The sequence below is a fragment of the Corynebacterium matruchotii genome (assembly GCF_011612265.2).
GTDB lineage: Bacteria > Actinomycetota > Actinomycetes > Mycobacteriales > Mycobacteriaceae > Corynebacterium > Corynebacterium matruchotii.
The window spans coordinates 338,936-363,044 of sequence record NZ_CP050134.2 but is presented as its reverse complement, the minus strand read 5'-3'; the positions used below and the strand labels follow the sequence as shown (position 1 = coordinate 363,044).

At 58.3% G+C, this 24,109-nt stretch carries 22 protein-coding genes, 1 tRNA gene and 1 pseudogene; 7 read left to right on the top strand and 17 right to left on the bottom strand.

Going from position 1 to position 24,109, the window contains the following annotated elements; genetic code table 11:
* Positions 1-203 precede the first annotated feature (203 nt).
* The 7 genes from purQ to HBA49_RS01565 form a co-directional block, all read right to left on the bottom strand.
* The gene (gene purQ, locus HBA49_RS01595; RefSeq protein WP_005522211.1) at positions 204-875 is read right to left on the bottom strand and encodes a phosphoribosylformylglycinamidine synthase subunit PurQ; all 672 of its coding nucleotides are present in this window, start codon (positions 873-875) and stop codon (positions 204-206) included.
* Positions 876-882: 7 nt separating this feature from the next.
* Complete coding sequence (gene purS, locus HBA49_RS01590) at positions 883-1,119, bottom strand: phosphoribosylformylglycinamidine synthase subunit PurS (RefSeq protein ID WP_005524796.1); 237 nt, start codon at positions 1,117-1,119, stop codon at positions 883-885.
* A 94-nt stretch (positions 1,120-1,213) separates the two neighbouring features.
* A complete protein-coding gene (locus HBA49_RS01585) occupies positions 1,214-1,588 on the bottom strand; it encodes a hypothetical protein (RefSeq protein WP_005522209.1) in 375 nt (124 codons plus the stop codon).
* A complete protein-coding gene (locus HBA49_RS01580) occupies positions 1,589-3,697 on the bottom strand; it encodes a S9 family peptidase (protein WP_005525270.1) in 2,109 nt (702 codons plus the stop codon). It abuts the gene before it with no gap.
* A 30-nt stretch (positions 3,698-3,727) separates the two neighbouring features.
* Positions 3,728-4,621: a phosphoribosylaminoimidazolesuccinocarboxamide synthase gene (locus tag HBA49_RS01575; RefSeq protein WP_040431734.1), complete on the bottom strand. Its 894-nt coding sequence runs from the start codon at positions 4,619-4,621 to the stop codon at positions 3,728-3,730.
* Between the two features lie 241 nt (positions 4,622-4,862).
* Positions 4,863-6,287 carry an adenylosuccinate lyase gene (purB, locus tag HBA49_RS01570; RefSeq protein WP_005525339.1) on the bottom strand — a complete coding sequence of 475 codons (1,425 nt, stop codon included), beginning with the start codon at positions 6,285-6,287 and terminating at the stop codon, positions 4,863-4,865.
* Entirely contained in the window at positions 6,284-6,778 is a 495-nt protein-coding gene (locus HBA49_RS01565) for a hypothetical protein (protein ID WP_146743665.1), read from the bottom strand. Before HBA49_RS01565 ends, purB begins: the two co-directional genes overlap by 4 nt.
* Positions 6,779-6,807: 29 nt before the next feature.
* Here HBA49_RS01565 and HBA49_RS01560 point away from each other — a divergent pair, with 29 nt between their 5' ends.
* Positions 6,808-7,380, top strand: coding sequence for a TetR/AcrR family transcriptional regulator (locus HBA49_RS01560; RefSeq protein ID WP_040431732.1), 573 nt, complete (start codon positions 6,808-6,810; stop codon positions 7,378-7,380).
* On the opposite strand, the pseudogene HBA49_RS01555 reads toward HBA49_RS01560, so the two are convergent.
* The 3 genes and pseudogenes from HBA49_RS01555 to purD form a co-directional block, all read right to left on the bottom strand.
* Positions 7,337-8,460 (bottom strand): annotated as a pseudogene (locus HBA49_RS01555) (pyridoxal phosphate-dependent aminotransferase). The gene HBA49_RS01560 and the pseudogene HBA49_RS01555 overlap by 44 nt on opposite strands.
* 88 nt (positions 8,461-8,548) lie before the next feature.
* Entirely contained in the window at positions 8,549-10,696 is a 2,148-nt protein-coding gene (locus HBA49_RS01550) for an Ig-like domain-containing protein (protein WP_225866126.1), read from the bottom strand.
* A 419-nt stretch (positions 10,697-11,115) separates the two neighbouring features.
* Complete coding sequence (gene purD / locus HBA49_RS01545; RefSeq protein WP_005525085.1) at positions 11,116-12,387, bottom strand: phosphoribosylamine--glycine ligase; 1,272 nt, start codon at positions 12,385-12,387, stop codon at positions 11,116-11,118.
* Between the two features lie 92 nt (positions 12,388-12,479).
* Between purD and HBA49_RS01540 the strand changes: the two genes are divergently transcribed.
* Positions 12,480-12,905 (top strand): HIT family protein, encoded by a 426-nt coding sequence (locus tag HBA49_RS01540; RefSeq protein ID WP_040431809.1) that lies wholly within the window; start codon positions 12,480-12,482, stop codon positions 12,903-12,905.
* Between the two features lie 46 nt (positions 12,906-12,951).
* Here the strand turns inward: HBA49_RS01540 and HBA49_RS01535 are convergent, their stop codons facing one another.
* Both HBA49_RS01535 and HBA49_RS01530 read right to left on the bottom strand, forming a co-directional pair.
* Positions 12,952-14,427 carry a sensor histidine kinase gene (locus HBA49_RS01535; RefSeq protein WP_005525247.1) on the bottom strand — a complete coding sequence of 492 codons (1,476 nt, stop codon included), beginning with the start codon at positions 14,425-14,427 and terminating at the stop codon, positions 12,952-12,954.
* A gap of 24 nt (positions 14,428-14,451) precedes the next feature.
* Positions 14,452-15,156 (bottom strand): response regulator transcription factor, encoded by a 705-nt coding sequence (locus HBA49_RS01530; RefSeq protein WP_005522194.1) that lies wholly within the window; start codon positions 15,154-15,156, stop codon positions 14,452-14,454.
* 107 nt (positions 15,157-15,263) lie between these two features.
* Here HBA49_RS01530 and HBA49_RS01525 point away from each other — a divergent pair, with 107 nt between their 5' ends.
* The 4 genes from HBA49_RS01525 to HBA49_RS01510 are packed head-to-tail and all read left to right on the top strand — an operon-like array spanning position 15,264 to position 19,976.
* A complete protein-coding gene (locus tag HBA49_RS01525) occupies positions 15,264-16,736 on the top strand; it encodes an MFS transporter (protein ID WP_005524862.1) in 1,473 nt (490 codons plus the stop codon).
* The gene (locus tag HBA49_RS01520; protein WP_005524876.1) at positions 16,723-17,247 is read left to right on the top strand and encodes a TetR/AcrR family transcriptional regulator; all 525 of its coding nucleotides are present in this window, start codon (positions 16,723-16,725) and stop codon (positions 17,245-17,247) included. The genes HBA49_RS01525 and HBA49_RS01520 overlap by 14 nt, the downstream gene beginning before the upstream one ends.
* 10 nt (positions 17,248-17,257) lie before the next feature.
* Positions 17,258-18,559 carry an MFS transporter gene (locus HBA49_RS01515; protein WP_005522191.1) on the top strand — a complete coding sequence of 434 codons (1,302 nt, stop codon included), beginning with the start codon at positions 17,258-17,260 and terminating at the stop codon, positions 18,557-18,559.
* A 10-nt stretch (positions 18,560-18,569) separates the two neighbouring features.
* Entirely contained in the window at positions 18,570-19,976 is a 1,407-nt protein-coding gene (locus HBA49_RS01510) for a threonine/serine exporter family protein (RefSeq protein WP_005524813.1), read from the top strand.
* On the opposite strand, the gene HBA49_RS01505 is transcribed toward HBA49_RS01510, so the two are convergent.
* The 3 genes from HBA49_RS01505 to HBA49_RS01495 all read right to left on the bottom strand — a co-directional run bounded on the left by HBA49_RS01505 (position 19,969) and on the right by HBA49_RS01495 (position 22,246).
* On the bottom strand, positions 19,969-20,394 hold the full coding sequence (locus HBA49_RS01505; RefSeq protein WP_040431729.1) for a hypothetical protein: 426 nt from the start codon (positions 20,392-20,394) through the stop codon (positions 19,969-19,971). The genes HBA49_RS01510 and HBA49_RS01505 overlap by 8 nt on opposite strands.
* 246 nt (positions 20,395-20,640) lie before the next feature.
* Positions 20,641-21,276, bottom strand: a complete 636-nt coding sequence (locus HBA49_RS01500; protein WP_126299253.1) for a hypothetical protein — start codon at positions 21,274-21,276, stop codon at positions 20,641-20,643.
* 520 nt (positions 21,277-21,796) lie between these two features.
* Positions 21,797-22,246 carry a hypothetical protein gene (locus HBA49_RS01495; RefSeq protein WP_005524798.1) on the bottom strand — a complete coding sequence of 150 codons (450 nt, stop codon included), beginning with the start codon at positions 22,244-22,246 and terminating at the stop codon, positions 21,797-21,799.
* Positions 22,247-22,597: 351 nt separating this feature from the next.
* Between HBA49_RS01495 and HBA49_RS01490 the strand changes: the two genes are divergently transcribed.
* On the top strand, positions 22,598-22,774 hold the full coding sequence (locus HBA49_RS01490; RefSeq protein ID WP_155808085.1) for a hypothetical protein: 177 nt from the start codon (positions 22,598-22,600) through the stop codon (positions 22,772-22,774).
* Between the two features lie 19 nt (positions 22,775-22,793).
* Here the strand turns inward: HBA49_RS01490 and HBA49_RS01485 are convergent, their stop codons facing one another.
* On the bottom strand, positions 22,794-23,420 hold the full coding sequence (locus HBA49_RS01485) for a hypothetical protein (RefSeq protein WP_005525280.1): 627 nt from the start codon (positions 23,418-23,420) through the stop codon (positions 22,794-22,796).
* A gap of 585 nt (positions 23,421-24,005) precedes the next feature.
* A tRNA-Thr gene (locus tag HBA49_RS01480) sits at positions 24,006-24,081 on the bottom strand.
* Positions 24,082-24,109 lie beyond the last annotated feature (28 nt).

Below are 24,109 nucleotides of genomic sequence, written 5' to 3'. Positions count from 1 at the left end.
CTCATGCGGCTAAACTATGCGGCTGAAATTTTTTATCGACCCATCAAGGCCAAGAGCCTGGCGCGAGCCGGGACGGACTAGAAGGATCTGGGGCGAGCCGGACCAGCGAGGCCTGGAACCCGCGAAGCCTCAGAACGGGTCACACGATAGGCCAAGCCGGGCCTGCGGATCGGTCTGCCGGGTTGGGCCATCGGGCCAAGAGGCTAGGCGGCGATGCTGCCGACGGCAGAGAGGAAGAGTTGCAGGCCATCCAGGGAGGGCCCGGTGAGCAGTTCCACAGCGTGCTCCGGGTGCGGCATGAGCCCAACCACCCGACCGGTCTCATTCGTAATGCCGGCAATCGCATTCACGGAACCGTTGTAGTTATCGGTGTAGCGGAACACCACCCGGCCCTCGGCCTCTAGCTCACGCACAGTTTCCGGTGCCGCCTGGAAACGGCCCTCACCGTGTTTCGAAGGGATCAGGATCTTCTGGCCCACCTCCAGGGTGTTGGTCCAGGCGGTAGTGTTGTTCTCCACCGTCAGGTAGGCGTCGGTGCAGTGAAAATGCAGGCCCTGGTTGCGAGTGAGCGCGCCGGGCAAAAGGTGGGCTTCGGTGAGGATTTGGAAGCCATTGCAAATGCCGAGAACAGGCATGCCCCGGCCGGCGGCGTCGATGACGGATTGCATGACGGGTGCCAGGGCGGAAATAGCGCCGCTGCGCAGGTAGTCGCCATAAGAAAAACCGCCTGGGACAACTACCGCGTCGACGTTTTTCAGGTCGGCGTCGGCGTGCCACAGGCTTACGACTTCGGCTCCGGCGAGACGGGCGGCGCGGGCGGCGTCGACATCATCAAGCGTGCCGGGGAATGTGATTACTCCGATTTTTGCGCTCATTATGCCCCTATGCCTCGAAAATCACGTCGAAGTCTTCGATGACAGTGTTGGCCAGGAGCACTTCGGCCATTTTTTCGACTTGTTCGCGGGTTACCTCGTCGGATACTTCGATTTCGAAGCGTTTCCCCTGGCGAACATCGGCGACGCCTTCGACGCCGATGCGTCCTAGGGCTCGAACCACGGCTTGCCCTTGGGGATCCAAAATCTCCGCTTTAGGCATCACATTGACTACAACACGGGCCACGTTTGAAGCTCCTCACATGTGGGTTGGGTTATCCAAGCCAACAGCTTACCCGTATGTGCTATGCGCGACCTAAATTGTGCGGTGTGATCTGGCGTTAAATAGGCAAGTTGCTTTCGATGAGGTCGGTGATCTCCAGCTCGTCGGGTTCGACGGCAGCATCGAATCGGCCGATCACACTGCCGCTGGTGTCGACGACGAAGGTGTCGCCCTCGCCCAGGTATTCGAATAATTCTTCGGCGTGGGTGAGATAGGGGAACGGGGTGTCCGCGCCACCGGCGTCGTTAGCGTCATAAGTGCCGAGGGCAAAGAAACCGCGGGGGGCGTAGTCGGTAAACAGTTCGGCGAGGATATCGGCGTGGGCGCTTGTCGACGCCGGGTTAGCAATCAGCAACACATGTCCGGCCCAACCGCCCATGGTGGTTGTGGTGCCGTCGGCGAGGGTGACAGAAATATCATAGAAGTCGCTCATTTATTCGACCTTTCCGGTTGCTTGATTGATGAGCCAGGCGTATTCGAAGGCGGTTTGCCGCCAGCTTTCGTAGCGGCCAGACACGCCCCCGTGGCCGGCGGCCATTTCGGTTTTGAGCAGGAATTTGCCACCGGTGGCGGTGGCCCGGAGTTGGGCGATCCATTTCGCCGGCTCTACATAGAGCACCCGGGTGTCGTTGATGCTGGTCAGGGCGAGAATATTGGGGTAGGTTTTTGCCTCAATGTTTTCGTAGGGGGCATAGCCGGCCATATAGTCGTAGACGTCTTTGTCGGCCAGGGGGTTACCCCATTCCTCCCATTCGGGGACGGTGAGCGGCAGCTCGGGCATGAGCATGGAGGTGAGCGGGTCGACGAAAGGAACGTTGGCTTCGATGGCCTTGAACCGGTCGCCGCCCAGGTTTGCGACGGCACCCATGAGGAGGCCACCCGCGGAGCCGCCCAGGGCCACGAGGGTATCCCGGGTGGTGAGGTTGTGGTCGAGCAGGTAATCGGCAACGGCGATGAAGTCGGTGAAGGTGTTGCGTTTGTGCAGCATTTTGCCGTTGTCGTACCAGTGGCGGCCGAGCTCACCGCCGCCCCGGACGTGGGCGAACGCGAAGATCATGCCCCGGTCCATGAGGGAGAGGCTGGCAACCGAGAATCCCGGGTCGAGGGAGATTTCGTAGGAACCGTAGCCGTAGAGGATGGTGGGATTGGGGTGGGAAAGGTCCACGTCACGGCGATGCACCAGGGAGACGGGAATGTCTACCCCATCGCTTGCGGTGACCCACACGCGGCTGGCCACATAGTCGTCCGGGTTATAGCCGCCCAAGACTTCTTGTTCCTTGAGTAGCCGCAGTTCGCCGGTGGCGACGGTGTAGTCGTAGATGCGGGTGGGGGTGACGTAGGAGGAGTAGGCCAGGCGCAGCACGGGGGCGTCCCATTCGGGGTTGCCCATAACTTCAATGGTGTAGAGCTCTTCGGGGAACTCAAGTTCGACGAATTCGGTGAGGTTTCCCTGGTCCAGCTTCATTACGCCGGCGCGGCTGATGGCTTCCCGACGGTAGCCGATCACGAGTTGGTGTTCGTAGGCGTCGACGCCTTCGATGCGGACGGTATCGCGGTGTGGCACCAGCACCCGAAGGTCGTCGAAGCTGCCCAGGGTATCGGTGGTCCACATCCAGCCGAGTTCAAAATTGGGACCGTGGGCGTTGTGGACGATCAGCCAGGCGTCCTTGCCCGACAGGACTGCGTGGGAGACAGAGTATTCGACATTATGTTCGCGGGGGCGAATAACCCGGAATTCCCCGGTGGGGTTGTCGAGTTCCAGCACCCAGGATTCGGAGGTGACTTTGGAGCTGGATTCGATAATGAGGAAGCGCTTGCTACGGCTGGAGCCAACCCCCACGTTGAAGCGTTCGTCTTCCTCGTGGAACACCCGAACGTCTTCGGACGCGGGGGTGCCGACCTTGTGACGCCACACGGAGTCAGACCGCCAGGCGTCGTCGACGCGGGTGTAGAAAAGATAATCGGTACCCGCCCAGGTGACACCGTAGAATACATTGTCGATCACATCGTCGAGGAGTTCCCCGGTCTCTAGGTCCTTAATGTAGAGGGTGAAGCGTTCATTCCCCTCGGTGTCGGTGGAATAGGCCAGGTAGCGACCGGTATCATCTACGGTGGAGGCGCCCAGGGAGAAAAAGTCGTGGCCTTCGGCCAATTGGTTGGCGTCGAGCAAGATTTCCTCGTCGGGCAGGGAACCGGTTTCGGACACCACCGGCGGCACCCAATCCTCAATAACGGGCACGCGGGCGGAAATACCGTATGATTTCCCCTCCTCCATGCGTCCGTAGTACCAGTAGCGGCCCAGGCGGGTAGGCACCGACATGTCGGTTTCCTTCACGCGGGATTTGATTTCCTGGAAAATATTATCCTCCAGGGTTTTCAGCTGAGCGGTTTCCTGCGCGGTGTAGGCGTTTTCGGCCTCTAAATAGGCGGTGGTTTCGGCGGATTCCTTATCCCGCAACCATTCATAATTATCAATAAAACTAATATTGTGGTGGGTGCGGGTAACGGGGTGTACCGGGGCGATTGGTTCGGTGAACGTCATGGAATCCGATGGTACATGGTTACGGGATTCCTATACGCAGCAACCAATCCACCGCGAAAACTTTTCCCCGGTAATACGTTCGAATGCCTCCACGTAGCGTTCCCGGGTGGCTTCGACCACGGATCCGGGGAGCGGTGGCGGGGTGGCATTGGAATCTACCTGCCAATCGCATTTAGAACTGGTAAGCCAGTTGCGGACGTATTGTTTATCGAAGCTGGGCTGCACCTTGCCGGGTTCGTAGCCTTCGAGTGGCCAGTACCTGGAGGAATCCGGCGTGAGTACCTCGTCGGCAAGCACGAGTGTGCCGTCACGATCGACCCCAAATTCGAATTTAGTGTCGGCCAGGATGATCCCTTTGGCCTCGGCGAGTTCTGCCGCCTGCTTATAAATATTGATGCTGGCATCACGCAGTTCGGTGGCACGACGCTCACCTAGCTTCTCGACGACTTGTTCGAAGGTAACATTCTCGTCATGGTCACCAAGGTCGGCCTTGGTCGCGGGCGTGAAGATCGGTTCGGGCAACTTCGACGACTCGACCAACCCCTCGGGGAGGGGGATGCCACACACGCTGCCGGTAGCTAGGTATTCCTTATAACCGGAGCCGGTAAGATAGCCACGTACCACACATTCAAAGGGCAGCATTTTGAGTTTCTTACACACGATTGCCCGCCCCAGCACCTCTTCGGGGATGCGCATATCGTCGATATCACCGGCAAGATGGTTCGGAAAATCAATGTGATCAAAGAAGTACATGCTCATGGCGGTGAGCACCCGCCCTTTGTCCGGAATTTCGGGGTCCAGAATGTGGTCATATGCCGAAATGCGGTCGGAGACCACCATCAGCAACGTGTCATCGTCAATCTCGTAAATCTCACGCACTTTTCCTGCGGAGACGTGATTGTACTGGGAAAGTTCAGGACGCATAAGGAATGAGTGTAGACCTATCCGTTTCCCAGCGGTAGCCAAACGTGTTCGCTGCTAGATAGCTCACATACCTTAAGGAAACGTGAGCTGTAAAACGAGGAATAGTTTCTGCCGTTTTTCTTCCCAAATCTTAGGATTACCCCCAGTTTCCTGGGGATGCCGCCAAATGTGGCGGGAAACACCGAGTAGCACCTAAATATTCCTCTCAGGAAGATTACCCCCAAGTGTGCCTATGGCAAATCTAGAGGATTTCGCCAGGAACGTAATCAGCGGCTTGTGGGTATTGCGCAACCAATGCGCGCACCCGGTCGATCACCCGATGGGTTTGCGACTCCGCAGCACCGATGAAGGCATGCCGGTCGGCCAGGGCGTCGTCAAGCTGCTGTTTGGTCAGCGGCAGGCGGTCGTCGGCGGCCAGGCGGTCAATGAGGTCTTGTTCGCCACCGTTTTCCCGCATGTTCAGGGCCACTGCCACGGCGTTTTCCTTGATGACCTCGTGGGCGGTTTCCCGACCCACGCCGGCCCGCACCGCCGCCATGAGGATACGAGTGGTGGCCAAAAACGGCAGGTAGCGTTCCAGCTCCCGGTCGATCATGGCGGGGAACGCCCCGAATTCCGCCAGCACCGTGAGGAAGGTTTCAAACATGCCATCAAGGGCAAAGAAGGCATCGGGCAGAGCCACCCGGCGGATGACGGAGCAGAATACGTCGCCTTCGTTCCACTGCTGGCCGGACAGGTCGGCGGCCATGGTGAGGTAGCCGCGCAGGATCACCTGCAGCCCACCCACGCGCTCGCAGCTGCGGGCATTCATTTTGTGCGGCATGGCGGACGACCCCACCTGCCCTTCCTTGAAACCCTCGGTGACGGTCTCGTTGCCGGCCATGAGCCGAATGGTATGGGCGAGCGACGACGGCCCGGCCCCGAGCTGCACCAGGGTGGAAAGGGCGTCGAAGTCGAGGGAGCGGGGATATACCTGGCCCACGGAGTCAAAGACCCGGGCGAAGCCGAGATGGGTGGCGATGCGGGATTCCAGTTCGGCAAGTTTGGTCTCGTCCCCGCCCATGAGGTCGAGCATGTCCTGGGCGGTACCCATGGGACCCTTGATGCCCCGCAGCGGGTAGCGTTCGATCAGATTTTCGATGCGTTCGATGGCCACCAGGAGTTCCTCGGCGGCGGAGGCGAACCGCTTGCCTAAGGTGGTAGCCTGGGCCGCCACGTTATGGGAGCGCCCAGCCATGACCAGAGTGTCGTATTCGGCGGCGCGCTCGGCGATCCGCAACACGACGGTGATAGCTTTAGTGCGGATGAGCTCTAGGGATCGGTACACCTGAAGCTGTTCCACGTTTTCGGTGAGGTCGCGGGAGGTCATCCCCTTGTGCACCTGCTCGTAGCCGGCCAGCGCGTTGAATTCCTCGATGCGGGCCTTGACGTCGTGGCGGGTGATTTTCTCCCGATTGGCGATAGACTCCAGATCCACCTTGTCGATCACGTTTTCGTATGCGGCGATGGCCTCGGCGGGCACATCAACGCCCAGATCGCGCTGCGCCTTGAGCACGGCGATCCATAGTTGCCGCTCTAAAATGATTTTGGTTTCGGCGCTCCAAAGATCGACTAACTCGGCGGAGGCGTAACGGTTGGCGAGCACATTTGCAATCTGTTTCTTCACATGGTCATTATTTCATGCTTTTGCGCTTTTCGACGCTCCTGGTAGCCAAATAGCGCCCCGGTGAGAACCAGCGGCCATGTCAGGAAGGGAACGTAGGCAATGTAAAGCCACAGGCGTTGGGTGGCGTCCATGCCGCGCATGGGGGTCCATACGTCGGCGCCTTGGGAATAGCGGATCAGAATAATCACGAAATATCCCATTATGTAGTACAACAGCAGGTTACCTATCCCTCCAATGATGAGTGGCAGCCGACCGTAGCGAATGGTATTGGCATACGCGAGGTACACGCAGGCGGATGCGGCAGCAAGCTGCACCACTTCAAGGGTGAGCACATAGACGGTGCCGCCAAGGCTGCCCCGATATAGGTTCGTCTCAGCAAATCCAGTGCTTACACCGCACAGCATGGCGATTCGCCAAAGGGCCGAGGGAATCACAACAATGAGGCAGGCCCACGGCAACCATCGAAATAGAATCCTATTTCTAAAACTCATAATTTCCAGGGTAGCTACACTTATGAACCATGGCAAGACCAGTGCGGTTCACCGAAGATAGTATTCTCGACGGCGCGGCGCGAGCCGTCGAAAAGCATGGGGGAAAAGTCACCATCGCGCAGATCTCCACCGAGGTGGGGGCGCCTACCGGTTCGATCTACCATAGGTTTCCGTCCCGCGATCATTTACTCATCCGATTGTGGCTGCGGGCAATCCGGCGGTTTCATGTGGGGCTGCTGGCCGCGCCCGACATTGCCGCCACCAGCCGTCACATTCCCCAATTTTGCCGCAATCATCCCATTGATGCGCAGGTCATGACCCTGTTCCGGCATGCGGATCTTATTGCTACCGCACCGGTGGAGCTACGGAACGAGGTGCTCCACATCAACGATTCGGCGTGGGCGAAGTGTCGCGACCTCACCCAAGAGTTTTACGGCACCACGTCGCCGGAACTGGTCGAACGCATGACTCTGGCCATCTATTGGTGCCCCTATTCGCTGGTGCGGCGTTATATTGGCCAGCCCATTCCACCGTGGCTTGACGACGCTACGGTTGCGGCTACCCTAGCCATTGTCGAAGCCGGTCGCACGCCGCCCGAATAGTTTCCAGGGATACACAAAAACTAACTCGAACGTATTTGTGACCATCAATGGGGTCGAAGTCCACCCCGGGGCGATGGCCACACCGGTGTCATGCAGTAGCTGGTCGCACCATTGTTCTGAATCATCGGTGAGGTGGGAGATATCAATATAGAGGTAAAAACCACCATCCGGTGGGGCAAAGTTCCCCAAGCCCATGCTGGGTAGTTCCTGTAGCAGCACGTCACGGGCCCGCGCATAGTCGGCGACATGGGCGTCAAGCTCAACGCGCGACTCCGGGGTGAAGGCCTCCAGGGCGGCGTATTGGGAGATCGCGGGTGGGCAGAGCGCAAGATTGGCTTCGAGGTTTTCCAGCGGTTCAACCAGATCATCGGGAACGATGAGCCAACCAAGCCGCCACCCGGTCATCGAAAAATATTTCGAAAGGCTGCCGACGGTGACGGCACGGTGGGAATAGTCGCGGGCGGACGCGCAGGGCCGACCGTAGGAAATGCCGTGGTAGATTTCGTCGGAAATGAGCAGGCATCCAACCTCCTCGCACCAGCCGGCAATGCGGCGCAGCTCCTCCAGGTCGATGATCGTGCCGGTGGGGTTGTCGGGGCTGGTCACAATGACCGCCCTGGGGGTGGGCTGTATGTGTGCAAGCTTGTCGACGGTGGGCTGGAAGCGGGTGTCTGGCCCACAGGGCAGGTCGATGATGTGAGCGCCGAGGGCCGCCAGGGTATTGCGGTAGGCGGGGTAACCGGGCCGGGTCATGACGATGGTATCGCCCGGGTCGAGGACCGCGAGAAACAGGGCGACAAAGGCCCCGGAGGAACCGGTGGTGACCACCACATTATCCGGGTTGGCGTTGTGGTATTCGGCGATTTTCTGCCGCAGCTCCGGGATGCCAAGCGTCGGCGTATAGCCCAGGGTGTGGGCATCAAGCCAGTGGTGGGCGCTGCGGATCACTGGGGTGGGGGCGCTGGTGGCGGGCTGGCCGACGCAGAGCACCAGCGCATCGTCACGCTTGTGGGCAGCCCCAAGGATTTTCATGACGCGGAATGGGGCGACGGTGGCGCTGCGCTCACTAATAAAACTCATTACCCCATGCTAAAACCCCCGGGGCGTTTTAGCCACCGGGGGTTTTAGTGCTGGAAGATCAGCGTCAAGAGGTATTACTTATTGAGTATTACTTCTCGCCGAGGTTCTTGCCTTGGTTCGGGCCACCCTGATCCAGGGCCTTGTCGTTAGGAGTCTTACCCTTGGTGTCGCTGTCCTGCTTCGGACCCTGACCCTTGGTGTTATTGTCCTTGTTCGGACCCTTGTTTTGGGTGTTGCTGTCCTTCGGGCGCTGTTGCAGAGCCTGGAACGGCGAAGCCATACCCGGGATTGCGCCGAGCAGCAGGGCGAGGCCACCGGCCAGCACGGGCACGAGCAGCAGGAGGAAAGCCCACTTGCCCAGGCCGGAGTTGGAGGAGCCGTTCAGCAGGGAGGACACGGAGCCGGTTGCGAGGGAGCCGCTTTCGCTGCTCTTGCTCTTGTCGGAGCCACCAAGGGCACCGCCGAGGGAACCATTCTCCTTGCTCTTGTCAGCACCGCCGAGGGAGCCGGCTACGGAGCTGTCCTTGCTCTTGGAGGCTGCGGCACCACCGCTTGCCCCAGCACCAGCGCTCTGGGATGCTGCAGCGCCACCGCTCTGGGATGCTGCTGCGCCACCGGAGGAACCGTTAGCGGAGCCGTTTTCACCGCTCTTGTCGGAGGAGGAGCCGCTGAGCAGCGAGGATCCGCCCAGGAGGGCGCCGAGCAGGCCGCCGGAGGAACCGGAGTCCTTCAGGGAACCAGAGTCGGACTTGCCCTTGCTGTTGCCGCCACCGGTACCGCCACCGTTGCCACCGCCATTACCGCCGCCGTTGCCGCCACCATTGGTGGGCGGAGGTGGGGTAACCGAGGAAATGGTGTTGGTCACGGTCACGCCAACGTTGCCGCCGTCCTTGATCTTGACCACTGCGGACTTGCCGTCGGGGGCAACGGTCACGTTGCCGGCATCACCGTTGTCGGTGGCGGTGAACTTGGGCTCACCCCAGGTCACGCCGTCCACGTTCGGCATTTCGATTTCGGAGAGGGTCACTTCGGTCCCAACTGGAAGTTCCTTCTTGCCCGAAACCGGGGTGCCGTCCAGGCCAACCTCGATCTTTTCGGTTTCGTCCTTGCCGTTGGCCTTATAGGCAGCCTGAATGGTGAACTTGGTGTCGGTCGGCACCTTGCTGGTGGGGCTTTGTTCGGTCAGGGTCTTCTTGACCTCGAAGGACTGACGCTTCACACCCTGAATGGTGCCGGAGCTGTACTGGTCACGCTGGATGGTGGAAGTGACTTCCTTGCCCAGGACGTTTGCCTTGTTGATGGTCTTCTCCCCGGCCGGGGCGATATTGCCATCGGCGGTCTGCGACTTGTAGGAAGCACGGTAGTAGCTGTCGGCCTTCCAGCCACCAGCAGGACGCTTCAGGTCGAAGCTGATCTTGGTGCCGCTGCAATTGAGGTTCTTCACCTGGCTATCGTGGTCGGCAATTTGCTTGTCGATGCTGTAGTCGTTGCCGCTGTCAGTAGCAGCATACTCGTTGAAGTCGACCTTGCAGTTCTTGTACTGGTGGCCATAGCCGGTCAGCTCGTCTTCAACGTGGATGGTTTCCTGGTTGGATTCGGCCAGGTCCTTGCCGGGCATGTTGATGACCCAGTAGCCCTCGTCGCCCTGGATGGTGTACCACCCGAACTTGGTGATGTCTTTGGGCAGACGGTTGTGAGATTCACCAATACCGACACCCTTGCCGGGCAGCTTAGCGCCGGTGGTAGTTTGCTTGTGGTTGACCTCCAGCTCAACGTCGCGGCTATCGCGGGTTTGCTTGGCCTGCAGCTGGGTGGTCAGGGTGCCTTCAACGTTGTCGCGGCCCTCGAACTCCTTGTTAAAGGTACATTCGATGGTTTGCTCATCCGAGACAACCTTGCAGTCACCGCCGTCGGTGCCGTTCTTGTCCACCAGCTTGAAGTCTTGTGATGCATAGACCTGGAATTCTGCCGGGTACTTAACGGTGAACTTCTCACCGTTCTTAACCCCATTTTCTGCCTTCCACTTGGCGTTGAAGGTGGCGTTATCCCATACGGTCAGGGTCTCGTCGGCGCCATTCTGGGCGTCGTTCGTGACCTTGAGTTCGGTGATGGTGATATTGGCGTTGTCGGTGGCATTTTGTGCGTATGCCGGGGTAGCTACCAAACCACTAAAGAAGACCGCAACACCAGCTACCAATGCAGTTGCTGTCCTCCGCATAGATACAGGTTTGTACATATGCAATTCCTTCCCTGTTTTTAAGCGGAAACACGTGTTTTACCGCCCAAGTAAATCCTTCGGAAAAAGTCTAACAAGGCATATTGGTGTCAACAACAACCCGGGGCATTCTTAATTAGCAATTAAGCTGCTTAACATAAAGTTTTACAGGCGAATACAACCCGTTCTTCCTGCATAAATCGGAAAAGAACAGCTTATGTTTCCTGTCAACGGGGGCAATTTCGGTTCACCCCGTACGGGTTGAAACCTGATAGCCTTCTTAGTTTGTTATTTGTATTTTACAATAGTTGCAAATCTTTCTCCTCCGGAAAAATCGTAACACTAAATCCGCAAAGGACGTGAATATTGTGCGTGTCATCAAAAAATAAATAAAATAAGAAAACCGCCCCGAAAATTCAGGGCGGCTTAAATCGCTGTTTTTAGACTGAAATATTACCCAGGACTGCCGGCAGGGCAATGTCGCTTCGGTAGTGGCCACCAGGGAGGGTAATTTCGGACAAGACCGAGTACGCCGCATCCCGAGCGTCGGCAAGCGTTGCCCCCGTGCCAATCACGTTGAGCACCCGGCCGCCGGCAGAAACCAGCTCCCCCGCCTCGTTATAGGCGGTTCCGGCATGCCGAACCGCACTCTTGTCTGACGCACCCGTAATCACCTCACCTAAATGGGGGTGCTCTGGGTAGCCTTCGGCGGCCAACACCACGGTGACCGCATACTCGTCGTACCATTCCAGTGGCGGCAGGTCGGCCAGTGTCCCCGCCGCCACGGCATGCAGGACCTCGCCAAGTGGGGTTTTGAGCAGCGCCAAGACCGCCTGGGTTTCAGGGTCGCCGAAGCGGCAGTTGAATTCCACCACCGCGGGACCGTCCGGCCCCCAAGCCAACCCGGCATACAACAGACCGGAATAGGCGCACCCCCGCCGCACAAGTTCTTTTGCCACCGGCACACACACCTCGTCCACAATTCGGCGCACCCCATCGGCCGGCAGCCAGGGCAGCGGGCAGTACGCCCCCATCCCACCCGTATTGGGGCCTTGGTCGCCGTCTCCTACCCGTTTGTGATCCTGAGCGGGGATTAAGGGAACCACAGTTTCCCCATCGACTAAACAAAACAGGGACACTTCGGGGCCAGTCAGGAATGACTCCAAAAGCACGGGGTTGCCCGCCGCCAGGACCGCATCCACGTGTGCCCGGGCCGCGGTGCGGTCGTCGGTAACCACCACTCCTTTGCCACCGGCCAGTCCATCGTCCTTGACCACATAGTGCGGGCCGAAGCGGTCCAGGGCGGATTCGATCTCACTGTCGGAAAGCTCGCTGGTCAGCTGTTCGCTGCGGGCGGTTCGCACCCCGGCCGCGGCCATGACATCCTTGGCGAATGCCTTGGAGCCCTCGATGCGGGCAGCTGCCTTATTGGGCCCGAACACCAGAAACCCTGCGGATCGCAGCGCATCGGCAACCCCCGCCACCAGGGGAATTTCCGGGCCAATGACCACCAGGTCAGCGGCAATGTCGCGCGCCAACGCCACCACGGTGTCCGGATCGTCGATGCGGGTGACCTCGCTGTGGAGTGTGGCCAGTGGTTTCATGCCGACGTTACCGGGGGCAACGTGAATATCGTCGACGGCGGGATCGTGAAACAGGCTTAACACTAGGGCGTGTTCGCGGGCGCCCGAACCAAGTACTAGAATGCGCATGGTTCATTATTGTAAAGGATGCTGTTCAGGCCGTTATGGATCGGCATATGTGTGCGACGCATGCCCGCCGGGTGCCGGTAAGCTGGGAAACCATGTCTAGTATTTTCAGCAAGATCATTCGTGGTGAGATCCCCGGCCGGTTTGTGTACCGCGACGACGATATTGTGGCGTTTCTCACTATCGAACCGTTGGCTTATGGGCACACCCTGGTGGTGCCGGTGCAGGAGGTGGATAGGTGGACGGACCTGCCGCCGGAGGTGTGGGCGAAGCTCAATGCCGTGGCGCAGCGTGTCGGTCAGGCGATCATCAAGGTGTTTGATGCGCCACGGGCGGGGTATATCATCGCCGGGTTTGATGTGCCTCACACCCATATTCACGTGTTCCCCACCAGCAAGATGAGCGACTATGACTTCTCGAAGGTCATCGGCATGAATGACACCGACCCGGCGAAGATGGATGCGGCCGCCAGCGCGCTGCGCGCCGAGCTCGCCAAGACGAACCCCGCCGAGTCCGCCTAACCTGACCCACCGCCTGCACCCCTGCGCCGCTGGGCACCGGGACCATCTAGGAGGCTAGTTTTGGCAGCACAATGCGGAACGAGGTGCCTTCGCCAACAGTGCTTTCGACGCTAATGGCGCCCTGGTGGGCCTCCACGATAGTTTTCACAATCGCCAGCCCCAACCCGGAGCCACCGGTCGCCCGGGTTCGGGACGTGTCCGCCCGGTAGAAGCGTTCGAAAATGTGTGGCAGGTCGGCTTCCTGTACCCCCACGCCGTCGTCGGAAACCTCCAGTATGACGTGGTTATCATCCGTGTCGATACTCAATCGCGCTTTAGCTTCCTCGCCACCGTGTTTGAGACTGTTGACAATAAGGTTGGTGAGCACCTGGTGCAGCCGGGCCGTGTCCCCCATCACCATGGGCATGTCGGTCGCCTTGGCATCCACCTCGATGCTGCGCTCCGGGTAGGCGGCCCGAAGCGACCCCACCACTGACAATCCCAGGGCCAGCATGTCTACCGGGGCTTCGTCGAATCGGGCTTCTTCGCTGCGGGTGAGGCTGAGCAGGTCTTCCACCAGTAAGCTCATGCGGGCGGCCTCTTCCTCTATCTTTTTCATCACCATGGTGGCGTCGGTGGTGGCACCTGACCGGTATAGTTCCGCGTACCCTTTGACGCTGGTCAGTGGGGTGCGTAACTCGTGCGAGGCGTCACCTAGGAAGCGCCGCATTTGGGTTTCCTTGGATTGCAGTTCCACGATGGATGCCTGAAGCTGCTCCAGCATCACGTTCATGGAATGAGAAAGGGCACCAACCTCGGTGTTTTCCGGCAGCACGGGGGCGCGGCGATCCAGGTCGCCGTTGGCAATGGCCTTGGCGGTTTCCTCCACTTTCCGCAGGGGCCCCAGGGTGCGTCGGATCACGAAGTAGCCCAGCACTCCGATCAGGAATAGCACGGCGATGCCGATGCGGATTTGGCCGGCCACGAGCTTATTCAGCAGGATTTGTTCGTTGCGGACCTGCTTGCCGATAACAATGATGGAGTCCTCATAGGTGCCGGCGAGTACCCGCCAGTCGGTTTGCCCATCCTGCGATTTGACGGTGTGGGCTTTGCCGTCGAATTGTATTTCCCGCATGGCGGGCAACGAAACCTCTTTATAGCCGTTTTGTACCCGATATTCGCCTTCTTTATAGAGCCGGTAAACGAAAAAATCCGAGGGTAGAACGCTCACATACCGATCGTCGTATTGGTACAGTTGTTCGTTGCGCGCCCACCCTTTCAACCCCCACTCCAAGTCCTCGTCAACCCGCGAAAACGCCACCTCATACATGGCTTGTTGGATGGCGACGGCACTGGCTAGCAGCCCGACACCGGCAACGATGACGGTGACAAAAAGCAGGGAAACTCGCAGCGGTATGCCCATTCGTTGTCCCCGCTGGGCCCGCCCGCCCTTCTTTGCTTTTTTCTTACTTTGCGACGACTCCGGCTGCGGCTCTCGCGGTTGTTGCGATTCTTGCGGCGTTTCTTGGAGTTCTTGTGTCATGCCAGATCGTTCCTTGAAATACTGTTATACCCGTGGTTTCCGCAGCACATAGCCCACACCACGCACGGTGTGAATCAGGGGCACATCACCGGTGTCGATTTTGCGACGCAGGTAGGAGATGTACGATTCCACCACATTGCCGTCGCCGCCGAAATCGTAGTGCCACACGTTATCGAGGATCTTGGGTTTCGACAGCACCACCTCCGCGTTCAGCATGAGATAGCGCAGGAGGTTGAATTCGGTGGGGGATAATTCCACCACGGTGCCGCCCTTGGTGACCTCGTGGGTGTCGTCGTTCAGCACCAAATCGTCGTAGGTAAGCACATTATCGTCCTCGACTTCCTCGGCAACCTGGGCGCCGCGCCGCAGAATCACCCGGAGGCGGGTAATCACCTCTTCCAGGGAGAACGGCTTGGTCACGTAATCGTCGGCACCAATGGTCAAGCCGTGAATGCGATGTTCCACTGCGTCCTTGGCGGTGAGGAACAGGACCGGGCCTTCGAATCCTAGGGCACGCAGCTTGGGGAGAAGTTCGAAACCATCCATGCCGGGCATCATGACGTCAAGGATGAAGGCGTCGGGCTTAAACTCGGGGGCGACTTCAAGCGCCTGCAGGCCAGAGGTGGCGGTGGCGACCTCAAAACCCTGGAATTTGAGGCTGACGGTGAGTAATTCGACAATGTTGGGCTCATCGTCGACAACGAGCACTTTGGTGGAGTTTTCTTTCATACGGTTCATTGTTCCTTACTGACGCCTAATTCGCACTTTGATTTACTATCACCATATCGTTCTGTGAGTTTGATAACTGTAACGTACGTTCGGTATAGTTACGGCTCATGGATGTGGCCACCACCAACAAAAATTCCACCCGATGGGTCTTCCTTGGGGTTATCTCCCTTGGCCTGTTTATGATCGGCGTCGATAACTCCATCCTGTACACCGCGCTCCCAACACTGAAAACCAGCCTGCACACCACCAGCCTGGAAGCACTGTGGATCATCAACATGTATCCCCTGGTCCTGTCCGGCCTCCTGCTCGGCACCGGAACCCTGGGGGATAAGATCGGTCATCGCCGAATGTTCGAAATCGGCCTCAGTATTTTCGGCGTTGCCGCACTCGTGGCCGCCTTCGCCCCCAACCCTGAAATCCTCATCGCCGCCCGAGCCCTCTTCGGCATTGGCGCCGCCACCATGATGCCCGCCACCCTGTCGCTGCTGCGTACCACCTTCACCAACGTGCAAGAACGCAACACCGCCATCGGGATTTGGGGCGCCACCGCCACCCTGGGCGCCGCCTCCGGGCCGGTCATCGGCGGACTCCTCCTGGAACATTTTTGGTGGGGCTCCGTGTTCCTCATCAACCTTCCCGTGGTGATTATTGCCGTCATCGGCACCACAACCATCGCACCCCCCAACGCGCCCAACCCCGAGCGACAATGGGATTTCCTCTCATCGTTTTGGGCCATGGTGGCCATGATGGGCCTGGTCATGATAATCAAAGAGGCCACCCACTCCCCCATCGACCTGGGGATCATCGGCGGCGCCACCGCAGCCCTCATCGGCGGCGGCTGGCTGTTTGCCCGCCGGCAACGATTCCTCGCCGAACCCCTCCTGGTGCTCACGGTGTTTCAGAACAAGGTATTCACCGCCGGCGTCCTCAGCGCGGGGTTTGCCATGTTTGCCCTGTCAGGAACCGAACTGCTGACCACCCAACGATTCCAGCTGGGCGAAGGATTCACACCCCTGGCGGCCGGACTCGTCACCGCGGCCGGGGCCATCGCCGCGATCCCCACCTCGGTCCTGGGCGGCATCATGCTCAGCAGAATCGGGTTCCGACCCCTCATCAGTGGCGGCTTCGCCATTATCGCCGCCGGCGCCGCCCTCTGCATGTGGGCGATTGGCACTGATTCCCTCGGGCTGTTCATTGGCAGCCTCATTGCCGCGGGCGCCGGCGCCGGCCTGGTCATGTCCGTGTCCTCGACCGCCATCATCGGCTCCGCCCATCCACGCTACTCCGGCATGGCCTCCGCAATGGAAGAAGTATCCTATGAGTTCGGAACGCTCCTATCGGTGGCGGTTTTAGGTTCGTTGATGCAATTATTTTATTCCTGGTTCGCCCCCGCCCAGGTTGCCGACAGCTTTGAATCCGGCCTGGCCAACCCGCAGCTTTTCGACGCCGCCTACGCCGCATTCAACTCCGGGTTCACCCTGGTCATGCTGGTAGTGGCGGCCGTTTCGGCCACGGTTGCCGGCATCACGGCATGGCTCCTCCACAATAATCCGAAAGAAACCGACTATGCGCACGAGTAAAAAAGAACATGTACTACGGTCGGCGATGACGATCGTCGAAAAGCAGGGACTCGCCGCCCTCACCTACGAGTCGCTGGCGGCGGAATCGGGCCTGAGCAAGTCGGGGCTCATCTACTATTTCCCATCCCGGCAAACATTACTGCTCGAAATCAACCGGTTTCTGGCCGCGCAATGGGAAGAAAAAATGGTGGAGCTGGCGGGCGGGCCCGCGCACGAGGTAGGCGAGCGGGAACGAATCCGCGCAAGTTTCCTGGTCATGTCGCAATCTGCCACCCTGGCGGACTTACGCATGACTCTGGACGCCGCCGACAACCCGGAAATGCTCCAACCCTGGCTCGACGTCATGGCCCGATGGAGCGCCTCACCGGACGACTCCGACCACTACCTGCTACAAATCATCGCGGACGGCCTATGGGTTCACGATCATATCAACGGGTTTTCCCTATCACCTCAGCAGCGGCAACAATTGACTCAGCAAGCACTCATGTTGTTTCACCCCGATCCTGGGTAAAGTGTCTTTCATGACAACTAACTTCACCGGACAGCGCACCGACAAAACCACGGTGGTGTTGTGGAGCCTCTGGGATTTAGGGTCGGCGGCATTTAATGCCGTGCTCATTACCTTCGTGTTCTCCGTCTACCTGACGGATTCCGTGGGAAAAACCATCGACTCTAGATTCACCCCCACCACCTGGTTAGCCATCGCCATTGGCATTGGCGGCATGTTTATCGCCCTGCTGGCACCGGTCATTGGTCAACGATCCGACGCCCGCGGCACCCGACGCCGAAGCGTCCGGGTGTGGACGCTCATCACCATCATCATCATGCTGTCGTTGTATTTCATCCGCAACGACGACCCCATCTATTTCTGGCTGGGAATCACCATCCTGGCCATAGGATCCGTGACCTACGAGTTGGGCGAGGTGAGCTATTTCGCCATGCTCAACCAGGTATCCACCGAAAAAAATGTTGGCCGGGTGAGCGGTTTTGGTTGGGCCCTGGGCTATTTTGGCGGCATTTTCCTGCTGCTCATCTGTTACTTCGGGTTCATCGCCGACGACGGCGGCTACCTGCACATCTCCACGGAGGGTGGCCTGAATGTGCGCCTGGTGGCCATCATGTCCGCCCTATGGTTTCTCGTCTTTGGGTTGCCGGTCATGTTCCGGGTGCCGGAAATAGCACCAAATCCGAACATAGGTTCGGATGGTTTTGTCGAATCCTATAAGGAACTATGGCACACCCTCCGGCGACTGTGGCGCAAAGACCGGTCCTCGGTCTTCTTCCTCATCTCCTCGGCAATCTTCCGGGACGGCCTGGCCGGGGTGTTCACCTTTGGCGCCATCCTAGCGGTCTCGGTGTACGGGCTCGACGCCGGCGACGTCCTCATCTTCGGGATCGCCGCCAACCTGATTTCGGCCCTCGGCGCGGTGGTGTGCGGCTACTTCGACGATATTTTCGGGCCGAAACCGGTCATTATGGTGTCGCTGGTCTCCATGATCGCCATGTGCTTTATCCTCTATTTTGTATCCGGCCCCACAAACTTCTGGATCTACGGGCTGATTTTGACACTCTTCGTGGGCCCGGCACAATCATCGTCACGAACGTTCCTGTCCCGCATGGCCCCACCCGGCTATGAGGGGCAAATGTTCGGCCTATACGCAACCACCGGCCGGGCCGTCAGCTGGATGGCCCCCGCGGCATTCTCCCTGTTCAGCATGCTTTTCGGTGGGGACCGGGCGGGCATTTTCGGGATCGCGGTCATCCTCTTAGCCGGGGCCCTAGTATTGGTGAAGGTCAAGGAGCCGACCAAGGTCGAAGCGTAAGGAGCAGCGCATGTTTGGGCGTCGAAAAGCGATGCCGCAGGCGACGGTTGACGTGGCGACCAGCCCGCCACTCGCACCCATTGCACCGGTCGATTTAACCAGCCACGAGCAGGTGTCGGCGGTGCTGGGGGTCGCGGCGGGCATCGGCCAGGTGCTGATTGCGGCGGGGACCACGAATTTCGACGCGAAAAACCAGGTGGTGGCGGTGACCGAGGCGTATGGGCTGTTTCACTGCCACGTGGATCTGACGTACACGCGCATCCGATTATTCAGCTATGTGGCCGATTCGCGCCGGAATCCGGTGACGGTGGTGCGGGTGATGCCGGCACCGGTGCAGGATTTTCTGCGGCTACGCCGGGTAGACACACTGATTCGGGATATTCTTTCGGGCCGGGCTTCGCTTGTCGACGCGCAGGCGCGACTGAATGCCATTATCACAGCGCCGCCCTCGTTGGGGCTGGTGGGAGTGGTGTGCAGTTGGATGGTGTTGGGTGGCGCGGTGACCCTGCTCCTCGGCGGTGACGTGTGGGCGGCCACGACGTCGACGGTGGCATCTGGCCTGGTGATTTGGTTAGCGGCGGTGTTGGGTCGGCGGGGATTGCCGCTGTTTTTCCAGAATGTGGCGGGTGGGTTCTGTGCGGCGGTGTTTGCGTCTGCCGTGTATCACGCCGGGCTCATGGTGGGGTTATTGTTGCGGCCGAGCATGGTGATTGCCACGTCCATTATCGCGCTATTGGCGGGGTTGACGCTGGTGCAGGCGATTCATAATGGGGTGTCGTTTGCACCGGTGACGGGGAACGCCCGGTTTTTCGACACGATGCTGATTACGGGCGGGGTGGTTGCCGGGGTGGCGATCGGCATCGAGGTGTCGGTGCTGTTGCATGTGCCGCTGCCACCGATGGAAACTATTGCAGCCCCGAACCTGGCCAGCGCCACGATTCGAGTGCTGGGCGGTGCGGTGGCGTCCGCCGCGTTCGCTCGGGCGTGTTACGCCGACTGGTTGTCGGTTGGGGTGTCGGGGTTGACGGCGCTCGTGGGGTCGAGCGTGTTTTATTTCATGTTGCTGCCCACGGTGCTTGACGACGTGATGGCGATGGCGTTGACCGCCACGTTGATCGGGCTCATTGGCGGGCTTTTGGCCCGCCGCTATCAGGTGCCTCCCCTGATTGTGGCGATTGCCGGGGTGACTCCCCTGCTGCCTGGGTTGGCGATTTATCGGGGCATGTATGGGATGCTGCATCACCAATTGACGGTGGGGTTGAGCAATCTGACGATTGCCATGTCGACGGCAATGGCGTTGTCGGCTGGGGTGGTGTTTGGGGAGTGGATCGCCCGGAAGATTCGTCGCCCTCGGGGGCTGGGGAAATACATGCGGCTATATCGAATTTTGGGGCGACGGTCCGGGGTGTTTAACTAGCGTGTTTGTGGGTCAGGGCCTCGTGGAGTTCGGTGAATTCCTCGGGCACCACCATGGGCTCGGGTTTTTCGGCGAGCACCACGTCGAGGGATTCCCCGCGTTCTTGGGCCTCGGTAATGGTTTGTTGTATGGCCTCGATTTGTTGGTGGCTTTCTTCTAGCTTTTTGGTCTTTTCTGCAAATTCCGTTTCGATGCGGTGTTTTTCGGCTTCAAATAGGCGTTCTTGTTCTTCTAAGAGGCGGAGGATTTCTTTTTTGCGTTGTTCGAATTCGACGGGCTGCATGTATTCGATCATGCCTGAAAAGTTCGTTAAATGACGGCCGTTATGGGGTGTGTCGGCCACCTTGGTGGGATGGTCGACCCCATTATGCTGCCAGAATACGGAAGCGAAATATTTTTGAGACCTTTTTCGCACCATCGCTAAATAATCACATGAGTAACATTAGACTTCTTCATTAACACAAGCCAGACGATTACTAAGACCAGCCCTAAAATACGCCAATATTATCCCGTGATTTGCTACATATAACCACAAGAAATAACGGATTGACCAATACCTGAAAACCCCATAATCCCCGCCGCACCTTTGCGTGCGATGGGGATTATGAGTGGGAAGGAAATTCTAAAGTATCAATCCTTACGCTTGTAATGCGACTCCTTACGTCTAGTCTTGCGTCCGGTAACCGTAGTAGTTTGCCACCGCCAGCGCCACAGACTTCTCGGCGAAACCCTTAAAATTGGTGAAATTCTTGGCGATGTCCTGCTGCAATTTGGTGCCGCAAGCGTTATCATCGGCGTCGCAATTATGCTGCTTGACCAGCTTATCCAGGTTTGCGGTGTCCTCCCGACCCGATGGAGTGTAACCCTGGCCCGCGACGATCCGGTTATAGTGGTTACCCGCAACCAAGAGGTAGCCGGAAGCGTTCTCGCCAGTGGCGATACTCACATTGAAAGTTTGCTTCCCCGCCGGCCCCATCAAGTACTTGCGGAATGCCCCCACCTGGGCATCGTAGTCGGTTTTCTCACTGACCTGACGCGGCGGTACTGTCGGCTCGGGCACGACCGGTGCGGGTTCTGAGGGCGCGGTAGTTGACGTCGACGGCGCAGCGCTTGCACTGGTCGACGGGGCGGCACTCGGGCTTGGCGACGGCTGTTTCTGGGGGCCATCAAACAGGGATACCGACAAGCTGGATAGGTCCGTCAGGGAACCCAAGTCCTGAGCCGATGCAGCTACCGGAACGACCGCTGCGACAGCGGTCAGGCACGATGCGGCAAAAGCCAGCGCAATTTTTTTACTCATAAACCGTTCCTGGAAAGATGAAAATTCTTTCATAAAGCATTCCTGCGAAAATGAAAAGAAAAATGAATATTTCAGACTCATGCTGACGGTATCAAATTTAAAAAGAATGTAAATAGGGGGTAAATGATGGGGGTGTAAGAGGTGAGAATATCCCAGCATACAGCCTATATTCTTCCCCATTAATACCACAGGTAATATCAAACCTTTCTCACAGAGCCTCAGGCCAATATCTTAGATAACCAGCTCTTTTCCTTGATGGTGACACGCTTTTACATAAACGTTGCAAATCAATAACAAATACTAACCGCAACATAACAATTCGCTAACTACCGCTGGTGAATGACTTTTCTCTTACCTATGGAAAAAATCAGGCAATGATCCTCTTAGAATCATTTGTATCAGGGGTGACTATTTTTACCCCCTCATACCATTTCAGCATTGTCTGACATATTATATTCACCATAAAAGTAATGATTATTAGCAATTCGCTTCACCCATTAGGGTTAGATTTTCCCCCTTTTTAGGCGTCGAAAAGCTGAGCGCATAACCTCGCCTGTTCGGGCGTGGGGCACACGATTGTGTAGGTTTCAGCACGCGCGGCGATGACTACCGCCGCAGTGCCGCCAGCGTTGATGCGCACCCCGGCGCGCGACTTGGTGACGATCCAATTCACCCACCCGCGGTTGTGACCGCCGTCGGGGATGACCTGCACGGATTCGATGCTTTCGAGGGGGATTTCCCGCGACCATAGGGGTGCCACCAGCGATACCGTGGTGTCGTCGACGGTGATCCGAACGGTGCAGCCCCACGCCGCCCATCCGATAAGCGCGAGCGCGGCCAAGGCGGCGACGATGGTGGGCGGTGTCCAGTGGAAGTAGGCGACGAGGGCAGCGATGATGGCAACGCCCGGGATGATGAGGGTAAGGCGAACTGGCACCGTGGGTTTGAGGGTCATTGTCGTGGGGGTCATAGGCATCAACTGTCATAGTACGTGAGTTCGAATGCCGGCCGGTGTCAGGGTCGAACTCTGACCACTAACGCGATGCGCTTAGCATTATCGTTATAACCCCATGACTATCGACGAGGTGACACCATGCAATTGGGGAGAACCTATATTTATTCCAATTTCCTAAAGGCAATAATGATTTTTGCCACGATGTTGCTGGCTGTGGGCGTTTCGCTCATGCTGACCCCGCGAACCGACATGAGTGAAGTGGCCAAGTACACTGTCGTGGGCATCGTTTGGCTTGTGGCTCTTTACGTTGTAAGCAGGAGGTTTCGCACCATGGCCGAGGGGAATGCGCCCCGACCGTGGTGGCGCATGACTGCTTCTCGCTTCCTGGGTTGGGCGTTTGCGATATTTTTTGCCGCGGCGGGGATATGGATAGCCGCGGGCAGCAACCTGCTTCCCAGCAATCCGCTGCTCGGGATTGCGTATCTCGCATTCGGCAACCTGTTTGTTATGAGCGCGCTGCGGCCGCCGACATGCCGGCGGTGAGGGGCGGGAGGTCGCCGGGCTAGGCCACTAGGTATTCCTCGCGGGTAGCATCGTGGTTGTGGTCGGCGCTTGTTACTCGAATGAAGTCATCGACGGTGGAGCCTGCGCCCAGGTTGAAGGATGCGATGTTGATTTCGGATTCCGGTGTCCGGCCGGTGGCCTCATTGGTATGCATACGCCGCAGACAAAGCCGATTGGGGTAGGGAACAGCCAGGTAGAGTCGGTGGGCGCTGGCCACCTGTGCGAAAACGTCACCGAGTATATCGTCGGGCAGGCATGCCAGCACGATGATGTCACCGTTGAGTGACAAGCCGTTATCGAAACTGCCCCATGCGTCGGGTTCGTTCTGGAGCTTGCCAACAATCTCCCGGCGCGAGAGTGCACAGTTGGGATCTGCATCGTGGTGGACGCGGAGCCACACATCGGCGTGATGCTCGTCAGCGGCAGAGATGAGTCGCTCATGGTACTCGTTGAGGCGTATGCGGTTTTCGGGTTGTTCCACTAGCAGGGCGAGCGCCTCGGTGATGTCTTTCCGGGCTTCCGCCAGGGTATCGCCGAAGCCGTAGGCTGAATGTGAGAGCGCATATGCTTCCCATCTGGCATCCCGGGTATAACGGAATGCAACATCATAGATGCCGTCAATCATTTTTGTGTTCTCCTCTCGGTTATTTCCCGGGCAGGTTCGGGTCCTGGTCCAGGTTCTGGGTATTTCCGCGAAAGCATGCGACCGTAATCTCGCAGAATCTGGTCTAAACATCATGATAAATATCATTGTTCGGGTGTTATAGGGCTTCTACAATGAGGAATCGACCGCTTTCCATTGTGGAGAACCACGGGTCACCTGTCCGCCGATGCAGGTGGCCCGTGATTCAATTTTGACCGGTTTTGTAGTGCTGCGCTGGGGTTTGAGGTTTGGTGGTACCGGTTCACCCACGCTGGATCGAGAACATCAAGCTCAGCACATTCGCTGAGCTCTAGTTTGTAGCTAACCCCAGCTTTTTCTGCTGTCCACCCACCAGAACCCCAGCTCAGCAAACATGCAGCCGGTTCTTCTCGTGGCCCCATGAGCAATGCGCATATTCATGATAAATATCATTGGTCCCGGCGTGATGTGGCCGCTAGAGTGGAGGCAACGCGGTCATCAATTCACACGCCATTTATTTGGATGCTCTGTGAAGAGATGAAGGCCACCCGTATGTGAAAACACGGGTGGCCTATCAATTTTCTTCAGTGGAGCTGGAGATGGGACTTGAACCCACAACCTACGGTTTACAAGACCGTTGCGCTACCAATTGCGCCACTCCAGCACATGCCGAGAATGAAAACTGGCACGAG